This window comes from Paenibacillus campi (assembly GCF_034659835.1).
GTDB lineage: Bacteria > Bacillota > Bacilli > Paenibacillales > Paenibacillaceae > Saccharibacillus > Saccharibacillus campi.
Map to the genome: position 1 here is coordinate 92,014 of NZ_JAXSQZ010000007.1, position 20,873 is coordinate 112,886.

General features: G+C 48.6%; 15 protein-coding genes. 9 read left to right on the forward strand and 6 right to left on the reverse strand.

Annotated features, from left to right (window positions below; genetic code table 11):
• The first annotated feature begins 92 nt into the window (after window positions 1-92).
• Window positions 93-1,325, forward strand: coding sequence for a Zn-dependent hydrolase (locus U1I11_RS16570; protein WP_322907245.1), 1,233 nt, complete (start codon window positions 93-95; stop codon window positions 1,323-1,325).
• Between the two features lie 313 nt (window positions 1,326-1,638).
• Here U1I11_RS16570 and U1I11_RS16575 read toward each other — a convergent pair whose 3' ends face one another.
• Window positions 1,639-2,175 carry a chromate transporter gene (locus tag U1I11_RS16575; RefSeq protein ID WP_322907246.1) on the reverse strand — a complete coding sequence of 179 codons (537 nt, stop codon included), beginning with the start codon at window positions 2,173-2,175 and terminating at the stop codon, window positions 1,639-1,641.
• A 215-nt stretch (window positions 2,176-2,390) separates the two neighbouring features.
• Window positions 2,391-3,059, reverse strand: a complete 669-nt coding sequence (locus U1I11_RS16580) for a chromate transporter (protein ID WP_322907247.1) — start codon at window positions 3,057-3,059, stop codon at window positions 2,391-2,393.
• Between the two features lie 379 nt (window positions 3,060-3,438).
• Between U1I11_RS16580 and U1I11_RS16585 the strand changes: the two genes are divergently transcribed.
• The 4 genes from U1I11_RS16585 (at window position 3,439) to U1I11_RS16600 (ending at window position 7,324) form a co-directional block, all read left to right on the forward strand.
• A complete protein-coding gene (locus U1I11_RS16585) occupies window positions 3,439-3,927 on the forward strand; it encodes a PTS sugar transporter subunit IIA (RefSeq protein ID WP_322907248.1) in 489 nt (162 codons plus the stop codon).
• Between the two features lie 419 nt (window positions 3,928-4,346).
• A complete protein-coding gene (locus U1I11_RS16590) occupies window positions 4,347-5,177 on the forward strand; it encodes an endonuclease/exonuclease/phosphatase family protein (protein WP_322907249.1) in 831 nt (276 codons plus the stop codon).
• 51 nt (window positions 5,178-5,228) lie between these two features.
• Window positions 5,229-5,849: a peptide-methionine (S)-S-oxide reductase gene (locus tag U1I11_RS16595; RefSeq protein WP_322907250.1), complete on the forward strand. Its 621-nt coding sequence runs from the start codon at window positions 5,229-5,231 to the stop codon at window positions 5,847-5,849.
• A 485-nt stretch (window positions 5,850-6,334) separates the two neighbouring features.
• A complete protein-coding gene (locus U1I11_RS16600) occupies window positions 6,335-7,324 on the forward strand; it encodes a LacI family DNA-binding transcriptional regulator (RefSeq protein ID WP_322907251.1) in 990 nt (329 codons plus the stop codon).
• 603 nt (window positions 7,325-7,927) lie between these two features.
• Here U1I11_RS16600 and U1I11_RS16605 read toward each other — a convergent pair.
• Complete coding sequence (locus tag U1I11_RS16605; RefSeq protein ID WP_322907252.1) at window positions 7,928-11,107, reverse strand: DEAD/DEAH box helicase; 3,180 nt, start codon at window positions 11,105-11,107, stop codon at window positions 7,928-7,930.
• Window positions 11,104-12,363, reverse strand: a complete 1,260-nt coding sequence (locus U1I11_RS16610) for a hypothetical protein (RefSeq protein WP_322907253.1) — start codon at window positions 12,361-12,363, stop codon at window positions 11,104-11,106. The genes U1I11_RS16605 and U1I11_RS16610 overlap by 4 nt, the downstream gene beginning before the upstream one ends.
• A gap of 373 nt (window positions 12,364-12,736) precedes the next feature.
• Between U1I11_RS16610 and U1I11_RS16615 the strand changes: the two genes are divergently transcribed.
• Complete coding sequence (locus U1I11_RS16615; RefSeq protein ID WP_322907254.1) at window positions 12,737-14,056, forward strand: diguanylate cyclase domain-containing protein; 1,320 nt, start codon at window positions 12,737-12,739, stop codon at window positions 14,054-14,056.
• Window positions 14,057-14,227: 171 nt separating this feature from the next.
• Here the strand turns inward: U1I11_RS16615 and U1I11_RS16620 are convergent, their stop codons facing one another.
• Window positions 14,228-14,587, reverse strand: a complete 360-nt coding sequence (locus U1I11_RS16620; RefSeq protein ID WP_322907255.1) for a YidH family protein — start codon at window positions 14,585-14,587, stop codon at window positions 14,228-14,230.
• 347 nt (window positions 14,588-14,934) lie between these two features.
• Between U1I11_RS16620 and U1I11_RS16625 the strand changes: the two genes are divergently transcribed.
• Together U1I11_RS16625 and U1I11_RS16630 are read left to right on the forward strand one after the other, a co-directional pair.
• Complete coding sequence (locus U1I11_RS16625) at window positions 14,935-16,521, forward strand: response regulator transcription factor (protein WP_322907256.1); 1,587 nt, start codon at window positions 14,935-14,937, stop codon at window positions 16,519-16,521.
• Window positions 16,522-16,563: 42 nt separating this feature from the next.
• Window positions 16,564-18,378, forward strand: coding sequence for a sensor histidine kinase (locus U1I11_RS16630; protein ID WP_322907368.1), 1,815 nt, complete (start codon window positions 16,564-16,566; stop codon window positions 18,376-18,378).
• Between the two features lie 235 nt (window positions 18,379-18,613).
• Here the strand turns inward: U1I11_RS16630 and U1I11_RS16635 are convergent, their stop codons facing one another.
• Complete coding sequence (locus U1I11_RS16635) at window positions 18,614-19,231, reverse strand: DedA family protein (RefSeq protein WP_322907257.1); 618 nt, start codon at window positions 19,229-19,231, stop codon at window positions 18,614-18,616.
• Between the two features lie 577 nt (window positions 19,232-19,808).
• On the opposite strand from U1I11_RS16635, the gene U1I11_RS16640 reads away from it, so the two are divergent.
• Entirely contained in the window at window positions 19,809-20,732 is a 924-nt protein-coding gene (locus U1I11_RS16640) for a copper amine oxidase N-terminal domain-containing protein (protein WP_322907258.1), read from the forward strand.
• Window positions 20,733-20,873 lie beyond the last annotated feature (141 nt).

Here is a 20,873-nt window from a genome sequence, read left to right on the forward strand (position 1 = left end):
ATAGGATGAATAAGTGCAAATTGTAGCAGAGGCATGTAGACGGAACACGACACGGAGTCGGGTTCTCCAATCTGGCGAACGGAGTGGTGACGATGAAGCAGCAGCAACAGCTATTCGTAAATGCAAAGCGACTGGAGCAGACGATTGAGACATTTGCCGATTATGGACGTACTGAACAGAACGGTGTGACCCGGCTGACGTTAAGTGAGCAGGATATCGCGGTACGTACGTATTGGCGTACTTGCTGTGAGGAGCTGGGCATGACGGTGACGATCGATGATCTGGGCTGTATGTACGCGACACTCGCGGGTACGGATGATGTACCGCCGATTGTGATCGGCTCGCATATGGATACGGTCAAACAAGGCGGGCGTTTTGACGGCATTCTTGGCGTACTTGCCGGGCTGGAAATCGTACGCACATTACGCGATTACGGCATTCAGCCACGCATTCCGATCGTAGTTATGAATTTTACGAATGAAGAAGGCGCACGCTTTGAGCCTTCGATGATGGCATCCGGTGTACTCGCGGGTCGTTTTGACAAGCAGAAGATGTTGGCGCAAACTGATGCCGCAGGGATTACCTTTGGCGAGGCGTTGACGGCTAGCGGTTATGCAGGCGATGAACATCAGCGCATTCGTGCAGCGACCGCTTATTTGGAACTGCATATTGAACAGGGTCCAGTACTGGAAAAAGAGCAGCTTGAAATCGGGCTAGTCGATTGTGTAGTCGGTATGGTCTGCTACGAAATCGAAGTTACTGGTGAATCGAATCATGCCGGAACGACACCGATGTCGATGCGGCGCGATGCGCTGTTTGCTGCGAATGAGCTGATGCTGCATTTACATCAGCAGCTTGCCCCGCTGGATGATGAATTAGTGTATACGATCGGGCGGATGAATGTGTATCCGAATATTCATACGGTCATTCCGAACCGGGTTGTGTTTACATTGGAAGCGCGGCATAGGGATGAAGCATGGGTGCGTCAGGTGGAGCAAGTGATCGGCGCATTGCCGGACAGCCACGGCGGTTGTACGGTGCAGGCGACACGGTTATGGAGTCGGGATACGGTTCCATTTAATGCGCGTGTGTGCGAGTTGTTGCAGCAAGCGGTACAGACGCTTGGCTATTCACATAAAACGATGTCTAGCGGCGCCGGGCATGATGCCCAATTTGTGGCTGACTTTTTACCAGCTGCGATGGTATTTGTGCCTAGTGTGCGCGGGAAAAGTCATTGTGAGGAGGAGTTTACGCCGTATGCGCAATGTGCGCAAGGCGTGAATGTATTGCTGGAAACGGTGATGTTGTTGCAGGCGGAAGGATGAATGAAACAATGAAGGAGGGCAGCGGTGACTGCATTTCTTTATTGGATGGATTGGAGTGATGTTAATCCAAGTATGCGATTTGGATATCATATACTTGCTTCATCGGTACGTAAAATGGAGATTCCCCCCACTTTTTCGAGTGTTTTTAAAGTGTAACAACAGTTTAACAAGCTAATTAAAAAGCAGCAGTCATAAGCCTGCTGCTCAACATACATGTACAAATCCGTTATCTTTGCGTTGCGTACAGATGAGCAACAACATTTATATCCAGTATACTATAATTTTACCCAGCTATGGAACGAATCTATTCGATTTAAAACAACACAATACCGATTACTGCCGCCCCGACAATGACGAGCAGTGGATGGGTTTTATAGCGTACGATCGCCCAAAATACGGCGGTACCGATCAATAAGGTGAGCCATGTTTTCGGTTCCCCCAGCGCTGACCAACCGCTCCCAAGTCCGAAATGAATAGCAGCATAAGCGATCAATCCGGTCACAATCGGACGCAGACCGTAAAAGGACGATTTGACGACTTGGCTGCTGTTAAGTCGATAAAATAGCCCAGCGAGCGTAATGACTAGCACAAGTGAAGGCAATACGATACCGAGCGTAGCGATGATCGCGCCGGCAATACCAGCGACATCATAGCCGATCAAAGTCGCACTGTTCGTTGCAATCGAACCAGGCGCCATGCCAGCTAGTGATACCGTCTGGCGAAACGGCTCTGCCGCCATCCAGCCGTATTGTTCGGATTCATGCTGAATAAGCGGAATGACCGCATAACCGCCACCAAAGGAGACAAAGCCGATTTTTAAAAATGAAATAAATAGCTGCCATAACAGCATAAAGCACCTTCTTATTAGATAGATTGTGCAGACGGTTAGCCTATCTACAGGATTGACGAGCTGTAAATAGGCTAAGTGCGTGATTGGATTGACCTTAAGGACTACGTAAGCGTATCTGAACTCGCTGATTGGCAAACGATGCTAATATATACACTCGTTTACTAGGGCGTGTACTTTAATTAGAACAAGCCAAGCTTATACACGCCCAAAGGCATTTAAATATAATATTCAATATACGCCTGTGCGCCATTGCCGGAGCTGCGTTTCTTCTCGGTGCGGATATGCAAACCGAGTGCCTTTTTGACCCGGATGATCAGCAATCCGACTACAAGCCCAGCTAAGATTAGGAAAATCGGGTTTAGCCCGGTTGCTAGCAATAACATTAAAGCGATGGTGGCGACGCTAATTGTGGTGCGATCGAACAGCGAGCTTTTGCCCATACGATAGGCGGCAACGGCGATCAGACCGATGACTGCACCTTTGATGCCTTGAAAGGCAGCTTGTACTTTAGGCTGATCATGAAATAGGGAATAAAACAGACTCAGCCCAAACACGATCAGAAACGTCGGCAGTGTAATGCCGAGTGTCGCTGCAATCGCGCCAGCAATACCAGCCATCCGGTAGCCGACAAAAGCGGAGGCATTTACGCCAACTCCGCCCGGAGCGGAACCGGCTACTGACAGCAGGTCGTTCATCTCCTCTTGCGCGATCCAGCCGCGTCGTTCCACCACTTCACGCTCGATCATCGGAATCATCGCATACCCGCCGCCAAAAGTAGCCGGGCCAATTTTGAAAAATACCCAGAACAGTTCCAACCACATCGACAGCCCGCGTGCAGGCGGTTGTATTTCGGCTGATTCCGCTGAATGTGTAGAAAATATCATGCTTATCCGTCCTTTCTGTATAGTCGTATTATAGCATCTTTTTTTCAAATTGAAATTAACTTAGGAGGGAATCGCAGTAGGATTTATAATTCATAACGAAAAAAATGTTATTTTGTGATCTGATCGTTATTTTAGAGGCGATATCGATCGATGAAAGGTGGCTTTTTTCTGTTTTGATAAAAAGTGGTTGCAATAGTTAGCAAATTTGACAAGAGCTTGTAAGGGCACGTATCATAGAACCCAAAATCCGGTTCATAGCCGGAGCAACTGCGTGAATGAACGGTTACGAAGTCGGCGCTGTCGTCCCTGTGTATGAATGACCTGTATTGGGATGGGAAGTCATCGGCAAGTCATTCATGTAACAGAAGGAGATGAGAAGATGCTGTCATTTTTCAAAAAAGACAAAACAAGCCCGATCGAAGCGGTTGCTCCGCTTACAGGCAAAGCGGTTGATCTGTCCAATGTGCCTGATCCAGCATTTGCGGAAAAGCTGATGGGGCAAGGGATTGCGATTGAGCCGCAGGAAGGCAAAGTGCATGCACCATTTGACGGCAAAATTGCCCAGTTGTTCAAAACAAAGCATGCGTTGCTAATCGAACATAGCTCTGGCATTCAGGTGCTGATCCATGTCGGTGTGGACACCGTATCGCTGAAAGGTACAGGTTTTACTGCTCATATCGCGACCGGCGACAAAGTGAAACAAGGGCAATTACTGCTCGAATTTGATATCGAACAAATTCAAGCGGCGGGTTATCCGATCATTACGCCATTTATCGTGCCGGACGGTCAGGACGGGGTCAAAGGTGTAACCGAGCATCCGGGCGATGTGACGGCAGGGCAACAGCTAGTGCTGACGATCCAGCGTTAACGAATCAAATTAGGCGCTTGCTGCATTGCGATGCAGTATTAAAATTTGGTTGCTCTGTTGGCGGATAGGCGATCCGGTGGAGTTTGTTTACACAAACCGAATCGGTGCTTAACGGACATAGATGAAGCTCATTGTGTCATTCAAATGCGCTTCTTTTTTAGGTATAAATAAAAATATTTCGATATACAATCCTGCTGGAAGGGCTAATTGGCATTCGGCGGGATTTTTTGCTATGCGGTTTCGTGAACGGGAAGCTATGGTATAGTGGGAATAAGCTGTTTTGGTGGTGGGATGATGCAGTGGACGCTGTGTAGCGAGCGCTCTATATGAAGTAGCATAAACGATATGATGTATAACGGATCATTTTGCCTATACAAGCATGGACATGATTTTGCATACAGGACGGGTGGAGTAAAACGATGAAATTGTTAACATTAAATGTGCATGGCTGGCATGAAGAAAACCAGTTGGACAAAATCGAACAACTGGCGGATTTTATTAATAGGGAGCAATTCGATGTCATTGCGATGCAAGAGGTCAACCAGACAGCGGCAGAGCAGCCGCTTGATGCTAATGCACTAGGCAATTATGTCGCTGCCGATGCGGAAGCGGTTATTCGGGCGGACAATTATGCGTATGTGCTGCTAGCACGGCTTCAGTATGCCTATCATTGGACATGGATTCCGGTGCATTCGGCAGCGCGTGGTCGGTTTGATGAAGGGCTGGCGATTTTGTCGCGTACGCCGCTGCAGGAGACGGTATGTGGGCATGTGTCGACACAGCGTATTTATGAGCATTACAAAACACGCAAAGTGTTAGCTGTACGTACCGAGCAGGAAGGGCAAGCGGTCTGGCTAGCTAATGGGCATTTTGGCTGGTGGAATGATGAGGTGGAACCGTTCCGTCCGCAATGGGATCGAGCGGAACAACTGCTGGCACCGTATCAGCAGGAGACGATTTTGTTCCTCGGGGATTTTAACAATGTCGCTGAATTACGGGATGAAGGTTATGACTATATGATGAAGCATATATGGCATGATACGTATACGCTAGCTGTCGACAAAGATGCCGGGCATACGGTAATCAAATCGATCGCAGGCTGGGAAGGCAATGAGCGTCCGCTGCGGATCGATTATATTTATAGCAATCGCCCGCTAGTAGTGGAACGGTCGCATGTGGCGCTGAACGGGGGCAATGGGGCAGTCGTATCGGATCATTTTGGCGTGATGGTGGAGTTAAAGCTGGGCTAGCAGACTGGCTAGCTAGAGGCTGTATAGGCTATAGAACAGGAGGTGACGGTCATGGCAAATGAAATCATCATCCTCGGACTAGGCTGTTTTTGGGGACCGGAGGCGTGGATTGGTGCGATGCCTGGCGTTGTGTATACAACAGCTGGATTAGCAGGCGGAGCGAGCGGGCAGCCGACGTATCGCCAGCCGGGTGATCATTCGGAGACGGTGCAGATCGTTTACGATGAAACGGTATTGCCGCTGGAACGGTTGCTGGAACAATTTTGGCGGCGTCATCGTCCGGCGGCGATTAACGGATATCGGGAAGAACGGCGTTATCGGTCGCTTATTTTGTGTCAGCATACCGAGCAGTTGGAACATGCACTGGAGCTGCAAAAGGTGGACGATGAGCGAGCGGAGACGATGATTCGGCTCGATCAGACCTTTTATCCGGTTGAGGGGCGGCATCAAAAATATTATTTGCAGCGTCAGCCGGACGTGTTAGAGCAGCTTGTAGATGGGGATAATTCGTGGGTGGCAGCGCTAAGCACAACGTTGGCGGCACGATTGAATGGATGGTGTCGCAAGGAGACGACGGCAGAGCATATCCATCAGGAGCTTGACCGTTGGTGTGAACCGCTTCCGTTAGCGGTGCGGCAGCGATATGAGCGCTTGTTAGCGGAGCTGGAATAGCATAGTGTCAGCAGACGGAGTTAGTATGGCTGTCATAGCGAGCTGGAACCGAATGAACTGGCATTGCCATCATAGGAGCTGAACGTGCTACAGGCGGAGTGTAATGTCGTATAAGCCTAAACACATTTATCGTTTGATACAGGTAGATGCGCATACGATGGAGTCGATTAGATCGTACATTTAAGCTGGTCAACCTACTAAAGTGTATAGGATGCCAAAGTCGGTTATGCTATGATCTTGACCGCTGTTAATATGGATATTAAATCTGTTATATGTTGTTATTCATAGCGGCTTTATAGTGGCAACTTGTACAATATCAAACGATTGACAGCGCTCGTCGTAGTTTATGTACAAATGTGGAGGAGACGAGCAGTCCATCGCTGCGTGAACATACCGTTCGCCACATCGGTATACACATCGCAATATCACCGCAAATCCGCTATAAAAATGTATCATTTACAGCGTTACAGATAGGAGTATACGGAATGAAACCGAGCATTTTCGATGTTGCTAGGCAGTCTGGGTTGTCGGTTGTAACCGTATCCCGTGTGTTAAATGGTGTATCAACTGTGCGTGAGAAAAATCGGCTAAAAGTGCTGGAAGCGATTCGTAAGCTCGATTATCGTCCAAATGCAGCCGCACGATCGCTAGCAAGAGGGCGAACCGGCACGATCGGTCTGATCGTTACGACATTACAGGATTCGTTTTTTGATAGTGTGGCGAAGGAGATTAATGATCTGCTGGCTGCTGAGGGGTATTATTTGGCGATATCGGTCTCACGCGGATTGGATGCGGATGGTCAGCATTATATGATTCAAGAAGATCGGCTGGATGGATTAATGTTGTTGGCGCCGCTGGAAGAAGCAGGCTTTGTACGCGAAATGAAGGCGCGTAATATGCCGTATGTGTTGATCGATAATCAGCAGTCTGCTTATGTAGCGGAAGCTGTGCAGATCGATAACTATAGCGGCGGTTATGCAGCAGGTCGGCATTTGCTGGAGCAGGGGCATCAGCGTATTGCCCATCTGTGTGGCGAAGAACTATATCGCAGTACCCGTGAGCGCAGACGCGGTTTTGTGCAGGCGCTGCATGAAGCCGGAATGGAGCCGATGCTCATCGAGCAAGGTGAGTACAGCATCGGTTTTGGGTATGCGGCGGCGCGGCGCTGGTTAGCTGCTGGTGAACTGCCGCAGGCGGTATTTGCCGGAGATGATTATATTGCGCTTGGTCTGATCAATGCGGTACTGGAAGCGGGATTGTCTGTGCCAGGCGACATATCGGTCATCGGTTATGATGATCAGGTGATCGCTGCCGAGCTGCATCCACTGCTGACAACGATTCGCCAGCCAGCCGATATAATCGCTAGTGCGGCGGTCACACAAATATTGCGCAAAATCAACGATCCGACTCAACCGGTGCCAGGCGTATGCATTCGCCCGGAGCTGATCGTGCGTGAATCTACCGCTGTCCGCTGACAGCGGATTTTTGCTGTTGGGGAATTGTAGTGTATGTCTGTATATGGCGAAAGCTCGTTATAGTTGGATGGCTACAGATTGCGTTTGTTTTGTTCAGCTTTTGTTTGGAACGTTGGCAACGTAAATACAAGCAGTGAGGTAGTAGGGCAGACCAGTCGTTTATACATATGCATTGTTGACGCTGTTATATGTGTCTACCGGAGTTTGTGGCGTATGTATTTATGCATATCTGAATATTCAAGTACATAGTCAGTAAATTCGCAAACGTTTGTGGTGGACTATGCCTGTATGCATATGCTCTATTATACAGCGTTCGGTGAGCTATCAATACATAGAGCGACGAGGTTGGAAAGATTGCATGTCCAGCTAGTGATTTGTCTCAAGAAGATGTAAGTTTTCGTTCATCTGAACCCTGCTTGAACCGTGCAGGATTCAGATGAACGCAATCCCTGAATAAATTTGAGACAAGCTACTAGTCGCTCTATTGTATACGTTTTGATTGGAAGGATTTTAGCTGTTATTGTCCCGCATTGTCATCGGTTTACACGTCACTATACTTCAACCATAGACAGCACTGCCTTTGTCTGCCTTTCCCACCCAAAACTAAACATCGCTAAATTCACGCCGCAAGCTAAACAAGCTGTGCAGCTCATCATTAGACAGCTCGGTAATCCAGCCTTCCGAAGTGGCGATAATGTTGTTGCTGAGCTGTTGCTTACTTTCCAGCATTTCGTCGATACGTTCCTCCAATGTGCCAAGTGAGATAAATTTATGCACTTGCACATTGCGCTGCTGACCCATCCGGTACGCACGGTCGGTCGCTTGATTTTCCACTGCCGGGTTCCACCAGCGATCCACGTGGAACACATGGCTAGCTGCGGTCAGATTGAGTCCGACACCGCCCGCTTTAAGTGACAAAATAAATATATTCGGTTCGCCAGGTGCTTGAAATTGCTCGATCATGCGGTCGCGCGCCGTTTTGGACGTGCTGCCGTTCAAATACAATACCGGTTCCTGCAATTCTTCGCTAACAATGCGCTGAATCATTTGCCCCATCCCGATATATTGGGTGAAAATAAGGCATTTCTCGCCTTCCTCACGCAGCTCACGTACCATCTCAAGCAATCGTTCCAACTTGGCGGAGCGATTGATCAGCGCATCATTTTCCATGCTTAGTTGTTCCGGCTCTTGTCCTTCTTCCAGCGTTTGTGGCATATGCACCAGATTAGGATGATCGCAGATGAGCTTAAGCTGGGTGAGTGCGGACAAAATCGCTCCTTTGCGCTTCATACCTTGCAGCTGATTGACTTGCTGCATTAATTGATTGACCGCCTGATCGTACATTACGCCTTGTTCAGGGGTGAGGTTGAGATACGTTTTCATCTCATTTTTCTCCGGCAGATTGAGCTGGATGTTCGGGTCTTTTTTCGTGCGGCGTAGCATAAATGGCTTGACCATACGCTGTAACTCTAGTGTACGTTGTTCGTCCTGCTCCTTTTCGATCGGGGTGGCGAACCGATCTTGAAATCCTTTCATTCCGCCGAGATAGCCGGGTGTAATAAAATCATAGATCGACCACAGCTCGGCAAGCCGATTTTCGATCGGTGTACCGGTTAACGCGACACGATGCAACGCATGCAAGCTGCGTACCGTTTGCGATTGGCGTGTTTGGGCGTTTTTAATATTTTGCGCTTCATCCAGACAGACGGTTGCCCAAGTGATCGTTTGCAGCAGTTCCTGATCGAGCGAGGCGGTGGCGTAGGAAGTGAGAATCACATCATGCCGCTCCACCAGTCGCTGAAAGTCGTCGCCGCTTAAACGTTTGCTGCCATAGTGCAAGGCAACACGCAACGATGGAGCGAAGCGGGCGATTTCCTTTTGCCAGTTGCCGAGTACGGACGTTGGGCAGATGATTAGTGACGTCGGTATGTCCGCATCGGATATCGTATAGACGCCGGGCGGATTATCGTGCACAGAGTTACTATTGCGGCAGGCAATCGGTACGTTCGTATCCGGTATCGATTTGCCAGTCGTTTGCGTAACCGGCGCTTCGGTATTTGGGCGAGCGATTTCATTCGTCTGAACGATCGCTTCGTCCGCATCCGACGCGAAAGTGCCCTCCATGCCTGTACTGGATCGATCCATCTGCATGGCATGCGCCGCATCGTCGCGAATATGCAGCAGATAGGTGATCAACTGAATCGTTTTCCCCAGCCCCATATCGTCGGCAAGGCAAGCGCCCAGACCGAAGCGGCGCAAAAAACTTAGCCAGGAAAAGCCTTCTTGTTGATACGGGCGTAACTGTGCCTGCAATCCGGTAGGGATCGAAAGGAGCGGCAATTCGTTTTGCTGGCTAATCTGACGAATCAATTCCTCCAACTGCGCATTCAGCTCTACCTCGATCTCGATACGTTGCAGTTCCTGTAATTGTTCGTCTTCCGGCTCTGCCGCGGTGCCGGCTGACGACTTGCCTTGCCGCAGCAGATGAAGTTGCAGCACATCTTGAAATGACAATCCACGCCGCCGATCGATCCCGCTCATCGCGCGCCGAATCTGTTCGAGCAGCTCCGGGTCAAGCACGATCCATTGTCCACGGAATAGGGCGAGTCGCTCCTGCTTCTCGGCAAGTTCCAGAAACTCGTCTTCGGTCAGCTCGGTTTCACCAATCGCGACCCGCCAATCGAAGTCGATCAACGCATCCAGACCGAAGAACGATTTGCCGGTGCGTTTGTCTTCTTCCTCGCTTAGCTTTGCCTTGAGCTTTGGACGTTTGCGCCGTGCGGTTTCCCACCAGGCGGGCAGCAACACTAACCAGCCAGCTTGCAGCAGCCGATTGCTATATTGCGATAAAAAACGCCATGCCTGTTCATTGTTTAGACTACGTCCGATCATATCGTCATCGGTGCCAAATTGCCCAATCGGCAGTACTGCGCGCAACTGCTCGCGCCAGTTGGCAGAGCGCTCTTTAATCGCCATGTCCCAGCTAGGCAGCCAATCACCGTGCGCCTGTCCGTCCAACTGCAACCGTACCGGCACGAGATGGGTTTCATCGCTTTTATCCTGCAATACGATCCGCAGCCGCCATCCATCATTATGATCTTCCGGTTCCAGCAACTGTAAGGCAGGGCGAAACGAGGCAGTATCGCTTTTCCAGCCGATTGTGACGAGCCATGTTTGCTCGTCTAGACCGACCGTGCTGTTGTTGCGGTCAAATAAAGCTGGGAACTCACGCCGCAAATCGGCATTTTCAGCTTCTGAATTGTAATATCGCTCCGAGACGGACGCGGAAAATGCTGCTTGCAATCCGGCCATTAGCTCAGGCGATACGTCCGTTTTCAGCGCATTTTGCAGCGCTTGTCGCTGTGCGCGTGGTACGGCGCGTAGCAGCTGCTCTGTATCCCATTTCCATTGCAGCCGTCCGCGTCGGTACGCTGCCAGCGACGGCATATACTTTTGCTCATTCAGGCACGTCAGCAGGGCAGGGGCAAGCTGGCGCAATGTTGCCGCTTCATCTTCCCAGCTCCAATGCACATGATGCAGCAGTTCCGCTTCAGCGAAAAATGCAATGACCTGCTCGGCAGGCAGTATGATCAAGTTCACTTCGGTTGTATGCTCCATCTGTAACTCGCTGCCGTAAAAGGACGGCTCATGCCAGGCGAACAGCAGCTGTTTTAAATACATTGCCGGTACAAGTCCGTACGCTTCTTTGCTGCCATAAATTAGCGCATCACCGTATTCGCTTAAGCTCACATGTACGCTAATATGTTGTAAATGATGACTCATGGAATCAGCTTTCCTTTCCGCAATTCTTCTTGCAGTGCGCGCAACCGACTATGGCGTGTCGCAAACTGTGTAATATAGTACTGCCAGCGCTCCTCCTGTTTCAGGCGTTTATATAGCCTGGACAGACGTTTAAGCAACTTGACTGCCGCTTTGTAAGCATCGCGGTTTTTGTGTGCCATATGGCGCTCGACCGCTTGATGATAAAAAGGCAACAGCAGCTGTGGAGCGTCCGTTTCGATCGGTTTTAGCTCGGTTACTTTGTAGTTGGCAGGATCGCGCCCGGATGAAAGCTGATAATCCATCCAGCGCTCGTATTGGCGATATGCCAGCAGTTTATCCTCATACATACGCCCGCCGAGCGGCAGCAAGCTTTCCAGCGCCGCCCACATTTGTGGCTCGGCATCCGGCACATGATACACCGCTTCGTCCCAGTAATCGGCATACGTTTGCAGTTCGGAATACTGTCTGCGCAAAATCGGCACTAGCGCTGTCAGCCACCATGCGAGCCGCTCCCATTGCTCCGTCTGCGCCAGTTCGTCGCTCACATTCGGCAGCCGTTCCGGGTAAAAGTCATGCCGTGCCGCCGCTTCTTGCGTGCAGCGCAGCGCCTGTTCGTCCTGGGCGAGCGAAAAGTGAATATAGCTCTGCGCCAACAGCAGTGAATGATGGGCGAAGCGTGTCTGTGCCGTACGATCTAGTGGCTGCTTAGCAGGCGCTGTCGCTGCGGTAGCAATCTCGTCCAGTACATGCAGCTCGCGCTCCAGCCGCTCCGTTCCATCTGGCAACGGACGTATCCAGTAACGCCAAAGTGCATAATAACTATTTAACAATGTATACGTATCCCGTACTTCAGCAAGCATATCGCCACGCAGCACAGCGAGCAGCTCGGTCAGTTGCTGACGTTCACTATGCTGTATTAGCGGCTGTAATGGCTCGTGCAGCAGTTTATCGATTCGGCTCTGTACTTCGTCTGCTGCCAGACGGGTATGATAGCCAAGCGAGAGCGGTGACGTACCGGTCGTTTTGTGCAGCGGTTGCATCACTTTACTATAGATCGTCAGCTCCGCCAGCAAACGGTACAGCTGGCGTGAGACAGGCGACAATTCGGTCGGCATCAGCTCCAATACAACCTCTAATGCCTGCTCCGTATAAGCGACATTGCGGATGTTCGTCTCCATCACAATCAGTTGCTCGCGAATATGCTGCTGCCAGACCGCTACCGTCGGCTCCGCCGGGTAGGAAGAATTTGAATTCATGATCTCCATCTCCTGCATCAATCAACTTTAATATCTCTTTATTATACCATTCGTCCCCATTGTCAGCGTACGATTGTACAAATGCACATAGGAATATCGATCGAATTGTCCGCTAAGGCTCTAAATCAGGCTTTGTTCTGCCGATAATAGATCACATAAGTTATTGTTGTCTCATTCACATTTGCCTAAATTATAGGGTGAATCCTGATCGCCTATATGCAAATGCAAACGCCGATGTTAAATCAATGATATGCGTAGATGCGGATTTTGATTGTTTAGGCAAAAATTGAAATTTGTGTTGTTCAGTTCATAAGGCGGTGTATAGTTGTTTACAGTCGCAGCTACATTTATTTTTGCGGAAAGGAGAATTGGAATGGAATTCTCCAATGAATTTTTAACGATGCACGGCAATGGAGCGGAGCTTCGTTTTTTGATCGATATGATCCCGGAGTTGATCGTACTCAAAGATGGGCAAGGACGCTGGTTGCTGTGCAATCGGTTAGTGCAAGAGATTCACCATTTGAATGAATCGCAATATCGCCACAAAACGGATTTGGAGCTTGCCGAGCTGCGTCCGACATTGCGGGATATTTTTGAATATAATCATATGACCGATGAGCAGGCATGGGAAAAAGGGTCAACGCTCGTCGTAGAGAAATCATTTGTCGCCTATAATGGCACGCGGTATATATGGGAAGTGATCAAAACGCCGATCTTTAACAAACAAGGCGGACGCGATCGGCTCGTTGCAGTTAGCCGTAACATTACCGATCGTCGATTGATGGAGCGACAACTGTATGAAAGCCAGGAGCGATTTCGTTTTATTGCGGAAAATATGACCGATATCGTGACCATCTTCACGATGGATGGCAAGATTGATTATTTATCGCCTTCGCTGGAGCATATGCTCGGTTATAAGATTGAAGTGGCGATGAATCAGCCTCGTTTTGTTTTGCTGCATCCGGACGATGTGGCACGGCTTAGCAGCGTCTTAGGAGCGATATTTGCCAGGGAAATGATGCAGGCGAAAGTGGAATGCAGATATCGGCATGCACAGGGGCATTATATTTGGTTTGAGATGAGCATATCCCATGTGAGTCATGATGATGGAGAACAGTATGTGCTTATCGTCGGACGCGATATTACCGAGCGTAAACAGCATGAACAACAATTAAACTCGCTTGCGTATATGGACGCGCTCACAGGTGTGCCGAATCGCCGTTATTTGATGAAGCAATTGGAGCAGGATATCGGGATGGCTCGTGAGCATAAGACGTTGGTCGGTGTGCTGTATCTGGATGTAGATCGTTTTAAGCAGGTCAATGATACGCTCGGACATGAGCAAGGGGATCAGCTGTTAGTCCAGATGGTGGCGCGCATTACCGCTGAGCTTGGTCCGATGGATACGATTGCCCGTATCGGCGGTGATGAATTTATCGTCATTTTGCCGATTATGACCGATCGCAACCAAATTGCTTGGCTGGCGCAGACGTTATGTGATGTATTAAAGCAGCCGTGGCAGCTTGGTGGGCGATCTGTTATGACCAGCTCGTCGATCGGCATTTCGATCTATCCGCACGATTCAGCGAGCGCATTTGAGCTGATTCGTCATGCCGATGTGGCGCTCTATGAATCGAAGCGTACCGGAAAAGCGCGGTTTACCTTTTATGAGGATATGCCCAAATGTGAATGATCGTAGATGTACGGTTAATCGCTAACATGTAATAAGCTATGTCTGACGAAGCATGGGAGCATATGTCTGACTTCATTGCATAGTACAAACGCCGATAGTCAGCGTAAATCATTTCCGTTTGGACGGATGAGATGCGTTGACTATTTTGCTATACGTATATAATGAACTATGCTAAAACATCAACCTAATAATGAGCACAATGAGCAGCAATATAATAAAACCGAGCGCCGCCACGACAAACCAGATCAGAAATTGCGGGGAACGAAATTCGCCACGATTGATCCCGCGCCGTTTATGAAAATAATTATGGGTGGCGATGCCAAATACGCAGCCGCCCATCAATACCGCACCGATGCCGCCAATCGCGGCGATCAGATGTTCCAGTTGTGCTGCGCCTTGCGTGCGAAAAATAATGCCTGGTGCAAGAAAGCCAATCCCGATCATCGCCAGACTCGTACGAATCCAGGCAAGATAGGTCCGTTCATTGGCAAGATGCTGCTGCGTATAGTTGGATTCATCCGGCTGGTGCATATTACTTCCTCCTTACTCACTACGTCTATGATCCGCTTTTTCCAGTGCTATCGTTTCATTAACCGGATCATGCTGCGCTGGAACGCCGCTCGTCAGCTAACAATGTGCATATTTCAAAACATTTTGTGCCGTAAGTCTATTTTTTGTGATAGCATAAAAAGACAAAATCAGACATTTTGGCTTATAATTTTGAAAACGTTATCAAAGTAGATGTGCCTATTGCCTCATTTCCTTACAAACCTATGAAATCCTATCATATATAGCGCATTTGAGCGACCCATCCTAGTGCGCATCCGTTGTTTGCAATGACACCAAACCGAGTATTTTGCCCTATAAGGAGTGTATGAATGAAAGAATTATGCAAAATATTAATCGTAGACGATGAGGTGCTTGTGCGTCAGGGGATCAAGCATTATCTAGTCTGGGAGCAATACGGTTTCCAGATTGTCGGTGAAGCTTCTAACGGGCGCGAAGCGCTAGAGCTAATTACCGAGCTACGTCCGCATATCGTTATTACTGATATCGTAATGCCGATTATGGATGGAGAGGAATTTACACGTATTTTAAAGCAAAACTACCCAGAAATCGAGATTATCGTGCTGAGCAGCTACGGAGAGTTTAATTATGTGCGCTCTACTTTTCAAAATGGGGTTGCCGACTATATTTTGAAGCCTAAGCTGGAAACGCAACAACTGCTGCAAGTGTTGCAAAATACAGCGCGCCGCATCCCGTCAATTCAGTATGACGAGCAGACAGGCAGCGAGCAGATTACGGTCGATCATGTGCTGGAAAAATGGATCGCCGGCTTTGAAGCGGATGTGGAGCCAGAGCTGTTGAACGCGCATTTTCCATATCCGTCCTTTTACCTAGTCGGTGTCCAGCCACGTCTGTCCAGTCAGCGCAGTGGCGAACAAACCGTACAGCCCAAAAGCAGTCCGATCGCTGCCACAAGCGCACGATTGGCGGAAGCGTTGGAGCAAGCGGATGTGCCGCTGGCGTTTCGCCCGGTTGCAGCCGATCCGCAGATTGTCGTTTTCGTGCTTAATTTGAGCACGATTCATTATGACCGCGCGGTAGAACTGCTGCGCGCACTCGCACAGCCTACGTTGCCCGGTACGAATACAGCACAGCTTGCGTGGGCGCTGACCGAGCGCTTTGACGATATGGAGAGCATTGGTAACCTGTATCAGCAGCTGCTCAAGCTGCTTGACTATCGGTTTTATTTTCCGGAGCGTGCGCTCATTATCGGCTCGGAGCTGCCTGCTCCGGTGGAGGTGCGCGGCGCTTTTAATTTGAAGGAATTTGCTGAAGAATTGCGGCGCGACAACTTTGATCTTGCATTTGCGGCGCTACGTCAATATGTAGGGATGCTGGCAAGCAATTACCGGGCGACACCGTTTGAGCTGAAGTCGTTTCTCGGCAACATTATTTTTAATATTATTACGCTGCTTGGCAATCAGGATTACGATATGCGCCAACTGGATGAAGCAAAATACGATTATTTCCGCGATATTAACGATGCGCTCGATGTGCGACAAGCGGCAGCGCTATTGGATGATTTTTTGCACAAGGTCGATCGTTGCATCGCTGAACGTTCCGAACAGAGTCAAGGCAGCACGAATATGAAAATGCTGCTTGAATATATTGAACAGCATTATGCTGAGCCGCTTAGTTTGACCGGTCTGGGACAGCATTTTCATTTTAACCCGTCGTATTTATCGAGTTATTTTACAACCCATAATAAAGAAGGCTTTAGCGAGCATTTGAACAAAATTCGCGTACAAAAAGCGGCTGAAATGTTGAAAGATGATCGTTATTCCATTTCCGAAATTAGCGATCGGGTCGGCTATTCTGATCATAGCTATTTTACAAAAGTGTTTAAAAAATGGACCGGGCTGTCACCGAGCCAATATCGGCGGCAACATGTACGCTAAAACGGTTCAATTATTCCAAAATGAGTGTGAACAAGCATGAACATAAAACATTATATGCATCGGTTTGAGCAGCAAGGTCTGTTTTTTAAGCTATTTATCGTTATGGTCGTGAGCATTATTGCGGTCTGTCTGTTAACATCGCTCGTGACGATTCGTATGTCGGAGCGGCTGTTTACGGAGACGTTTAGCATTACGAATTCCAAAGTGCTCAATCAGATTAAGACGAGCATGGAGTCGTTTAACGATTCGATCGTCAATGCGGTCAGCCATGCGTCTCAAAACGGCACGGTCAAAAATTATTTGGCAGGCGGCGACGGCGATTCGATCAGTACAGGCGCGACTTATTTTAGCATGGGACAGCAGATGAAACAGATTAAGTCGAATGTGGACGCTTATGATGTAGGCGTCACGCTTGTCGGCGTGAACGGACGTAGCTACACATCTGATTGGTCGTATTGGCCAGTGGACACGAGCAAACTGGCGAACAGCCCGATTACGAAGCAGACGGTAGCCCAGCCGCGCCGCTTAATGTACCAATATGATGAGGAAACCGCCAAAGATGGCAAAGCGAATTATATTATCGCCTCCAAAGCGTTGATGGAGCGGACGAGCGATTTTCTGTACGGCACGATCTATATTGCGATTCGTGAAGATCAATTCAAGCGTTTTTATAGCAATTTCACGAGCACAGGCAATGATGTGCTTATTCTCGACGCCAACGGCAGAATCGTATCGTCCAATCAGGAACAATGGATCGGCACCTTTTCACCGCAATTGCTTAAAGACGTTACCGAGATGCAAGGGCGGCAGATGAGCTACAAAAATGCCGATGTGATGGGGAAAAGTCAAATTGTTTTATCCAATTATATTCCGGAGTACGACTTTTATCTCGTCAATCTGATCGATCGCCAGTATGCGGTCGGACAGATTATTAATGTGCGCGATATTGCGCTCATCTGTGGAGCGATCGTAGCGGCGGCATTGCTGACCGTGTTTCTCATTTCACGCCGTTTAACCCAGTCGCTAACCCGCCTTGTCCGGCAAATGTCCACCATTACCGAAAAGGACTTTGGCAACTATGTCCATGTGACCGGCAGCTATGAAGTGCAGGAACTAAGCCGTGCGTTTAACTATATGTTGGACGAACTGAACGATTATATCGCCCGCCTGCTGGAAACGCAAAAGGAACAGCGCAACGCCGAGCTTGCCGCCTTACAGCGACAAATTAATCCGCATTTTCTGTACAATACGCTCGCTTCCATTAAAATGCTCGTGCAAAAAGGCAACAAAGAAACCGCCGCCGAGACGATCAATGCACTCATCTCCTTGCTGCAAAATACGATCAGCAATGTGAGCGAGACGATCACCATCGAGCAGGAACTGGAAAATATGAAAAACTACGTGTTTATTAACCATGTTCGTTATGGCGGCAAAGTGCAAGTGAACTATTTTGTCGCACCGGATTGTATGGACTACCATGTGCCCAAACTGATTATTCAACCGTTTATCGAAAATGCCTTTTTCCATGCCTTTAACGAAAAAGGTGCCGGTGTTATCTACATTATGGTATCACGCCAAGACGATATGCTCGTCTGCGAAGTCGTCGATAACGGAGACGGCATGGACGGCTTCTCTGGTGTTGCCGAAGGCAGCCGCCTCCCTAACCCGAAAAGCAAACGCCAACTTTTCACCGGTATCGGCGTCCAAAACGTCCACAACCGCATCACCTTGTTATACGGTGAACAATACGGCGTCAGCATCTCCAGTCAAAAAGGACAAGGGACGAAGGTGAAAGTGACATTGCCGCTAATTGTGGAACCTGTGATTGAGGATCGACACGATGGAAACCAAGTGTAGCGAGAGGCGTGTCTTCCACTGCTTCATACACCGTTGGATGCGTTTAGTTTGCGTCATACGAAGCTGTACATGCGTCTCATTTTATTTGAAATGTCCCTTTTAGAAACATAAAATGGTAAGTTTAACGATTTGCAGCCTTCACCTAACCGAATCAAATAGCCGCTAAATCGATTAAGATTCAGCGGCTATATTGATTATTGGTTTATTTCCTGCATGCCTCCGCACACTTCCAAGTTCATTTGGCACTCGCTCCACGCTGCCGCTTCACATACCATACAATAAAACCAATCCCTCCTACCGCAATCACAACATAAGCCACACTAGAATAAATATCCATAAACTCCGTAATCCGCTGCCAGTTATCGCCCAGTGTCGCACCGATTATGACCAAAATTGAATTCCAGATCACCGTCCCGATCGTCGTAAACAACAGGAACAGCCCGAACTTCATATTGGACATGCCTGCCGGAATCGAGATCAGACTGCGCACGAGCGGGATCATCCGGCAAAATAGTACCGTCCAGTAGCCGTATTTATCAAACCAGGCGTCTGCGCGATAAATATCTTCTTTTTTAACTCGTAAAATATGCCCCCAGCGCTCAACGATCTTTTCCAACCGCTCCACATCAAGCAGCCTACCTACACCGTACAAAATGACCGCACCTAGCACCGAGCCGATCGTCGCGGCGATAATCACACCGATGATCGTTAGCGATGAGTTCGTCGTCATAAAGCCGCCAAACGGCAGCACAATTTCGGATGGAATCGGTGGAAATACATTTTCCAGTGCAATAATTAGGGCGATACCGACATAACCAAACTGCTCCATAAAATTCGTAATCCAGTTTTGCAAAAGAACCCTCCTCTGTAACGTTTTCACTCCAGCTATCGTCTATTTTATATACCGATGAATTGCCGATTGGAAACAAGCGGATATGACACAGCATACGTGTGAACTGCCGCATAAGCTTCATAAATAAATTGATTTGTACAAAATGACATATAAAAAGCGGCATAAATCATATAACCTATATGATGAACATACCGTATTAACTTCGATCCTATCCTAGAATCGTTGTTACATGGCATTGTAGCAACAATCGTCTGTTGTTCGTCAAGCGATTAGCACTATCGTATTCATTTGCATAAAATATACACTATTTCTTTCATTTATGTAAAATGTACACGCGCTGTAAGCTTGTATTCACTAACCGATTGTATGACAGTTGGCAGCAGCGACGCCTATATCGTTGTAGGAATCGTGAATGTGTAGCTTGCCAGCCTGCTCGCTTAATTAGTAGTCAGGGTATAAAAGATGGTAAGATAGAAACGGCTGGCGTATGATGCCGCTTTGGACTCGGCGCGAACATCTTGTGTAACATCCTGATTGGCCGCATCTGTTTGTATGACGATCAATGGAGGAATAGAATATGATGAAAACATGCTCCAAGTTATTTTTACTTATACTATTGGTGATCGGGTGTGTAGGGGAGACGACGCAAGCGACAGCAGCCAAAACGGTTGCCAAATCTACACCGGACATTCAGGTCATCGTCAACAACTCGACCGTTTATGTAGGCGTGACCGCTTATGTTGAACAGGGAACGACGATGATCCCGATCAAAGCTTTGCAGTACATACCGGGTAATTCTACGATCTGGAACAATATTACCCAGACCGTTACGGTAAGTCAGGACGGCAATGTCATTACATTAATCATTGGGCAAAAAACGGCTACGATCAACGATCGCACCGTACAATTGCCTGTGGCGCCGGAAATTCGTGAAGGGCGGGCGATGGTGCCGCTGCGTTTTGTTGCTGAAGCGGCGCAGGCGACAGTCGTCTGGAATCCGACTGCCCGTACGGTTTATGTAGCCAAAACGCCGGAAACGGCACTTCGTCAGCTTAGCAGTCCTGATCTGGCGACTGCGCGTGCGGCAGCGGTCGGTATTCCGCGTATTAACAAGTTGAAAATATTTACACCGTCCGACAATGCGAGCAGTGGCATTTACAGCTACTATTTCCCGCAAGGACAATCGTTCCCATTTTTTGAACAACGTGGGGATGTCGTATCGTATTACGAAATGAAAGATAATCACAGTGAACTCGTTTGGACAGCGAAGCTGAATCTGAACGAGCCATCGCGTAACAATTTGTTTTTCCTGCCGTATGCGATTGAGCAGGAGGATGGTACAATGCCAACCATTTTGAGCAATGTGGCATTTTATAACACATTAACACCAAATGGGGTCGTGCGTTACGGATATATTGAAAATCCGATCCAGTCTTCCAATGTAAGCAATCGCGAGGAGTTTCCATTCCCGAACATTTCGGGTGAGCAACCAGCCAAGTAGTCCAATTCACCGGTGTCTGCCATGTACAGCAGGCATGCAGTCAAGGATGATCGACCGACAGATCGGCAGCGGATAAATGCAGGGGCTAACGTGATCATGCTTCACTTTAGCGATCGCCTTGTTGTCAAACGATCGATATAC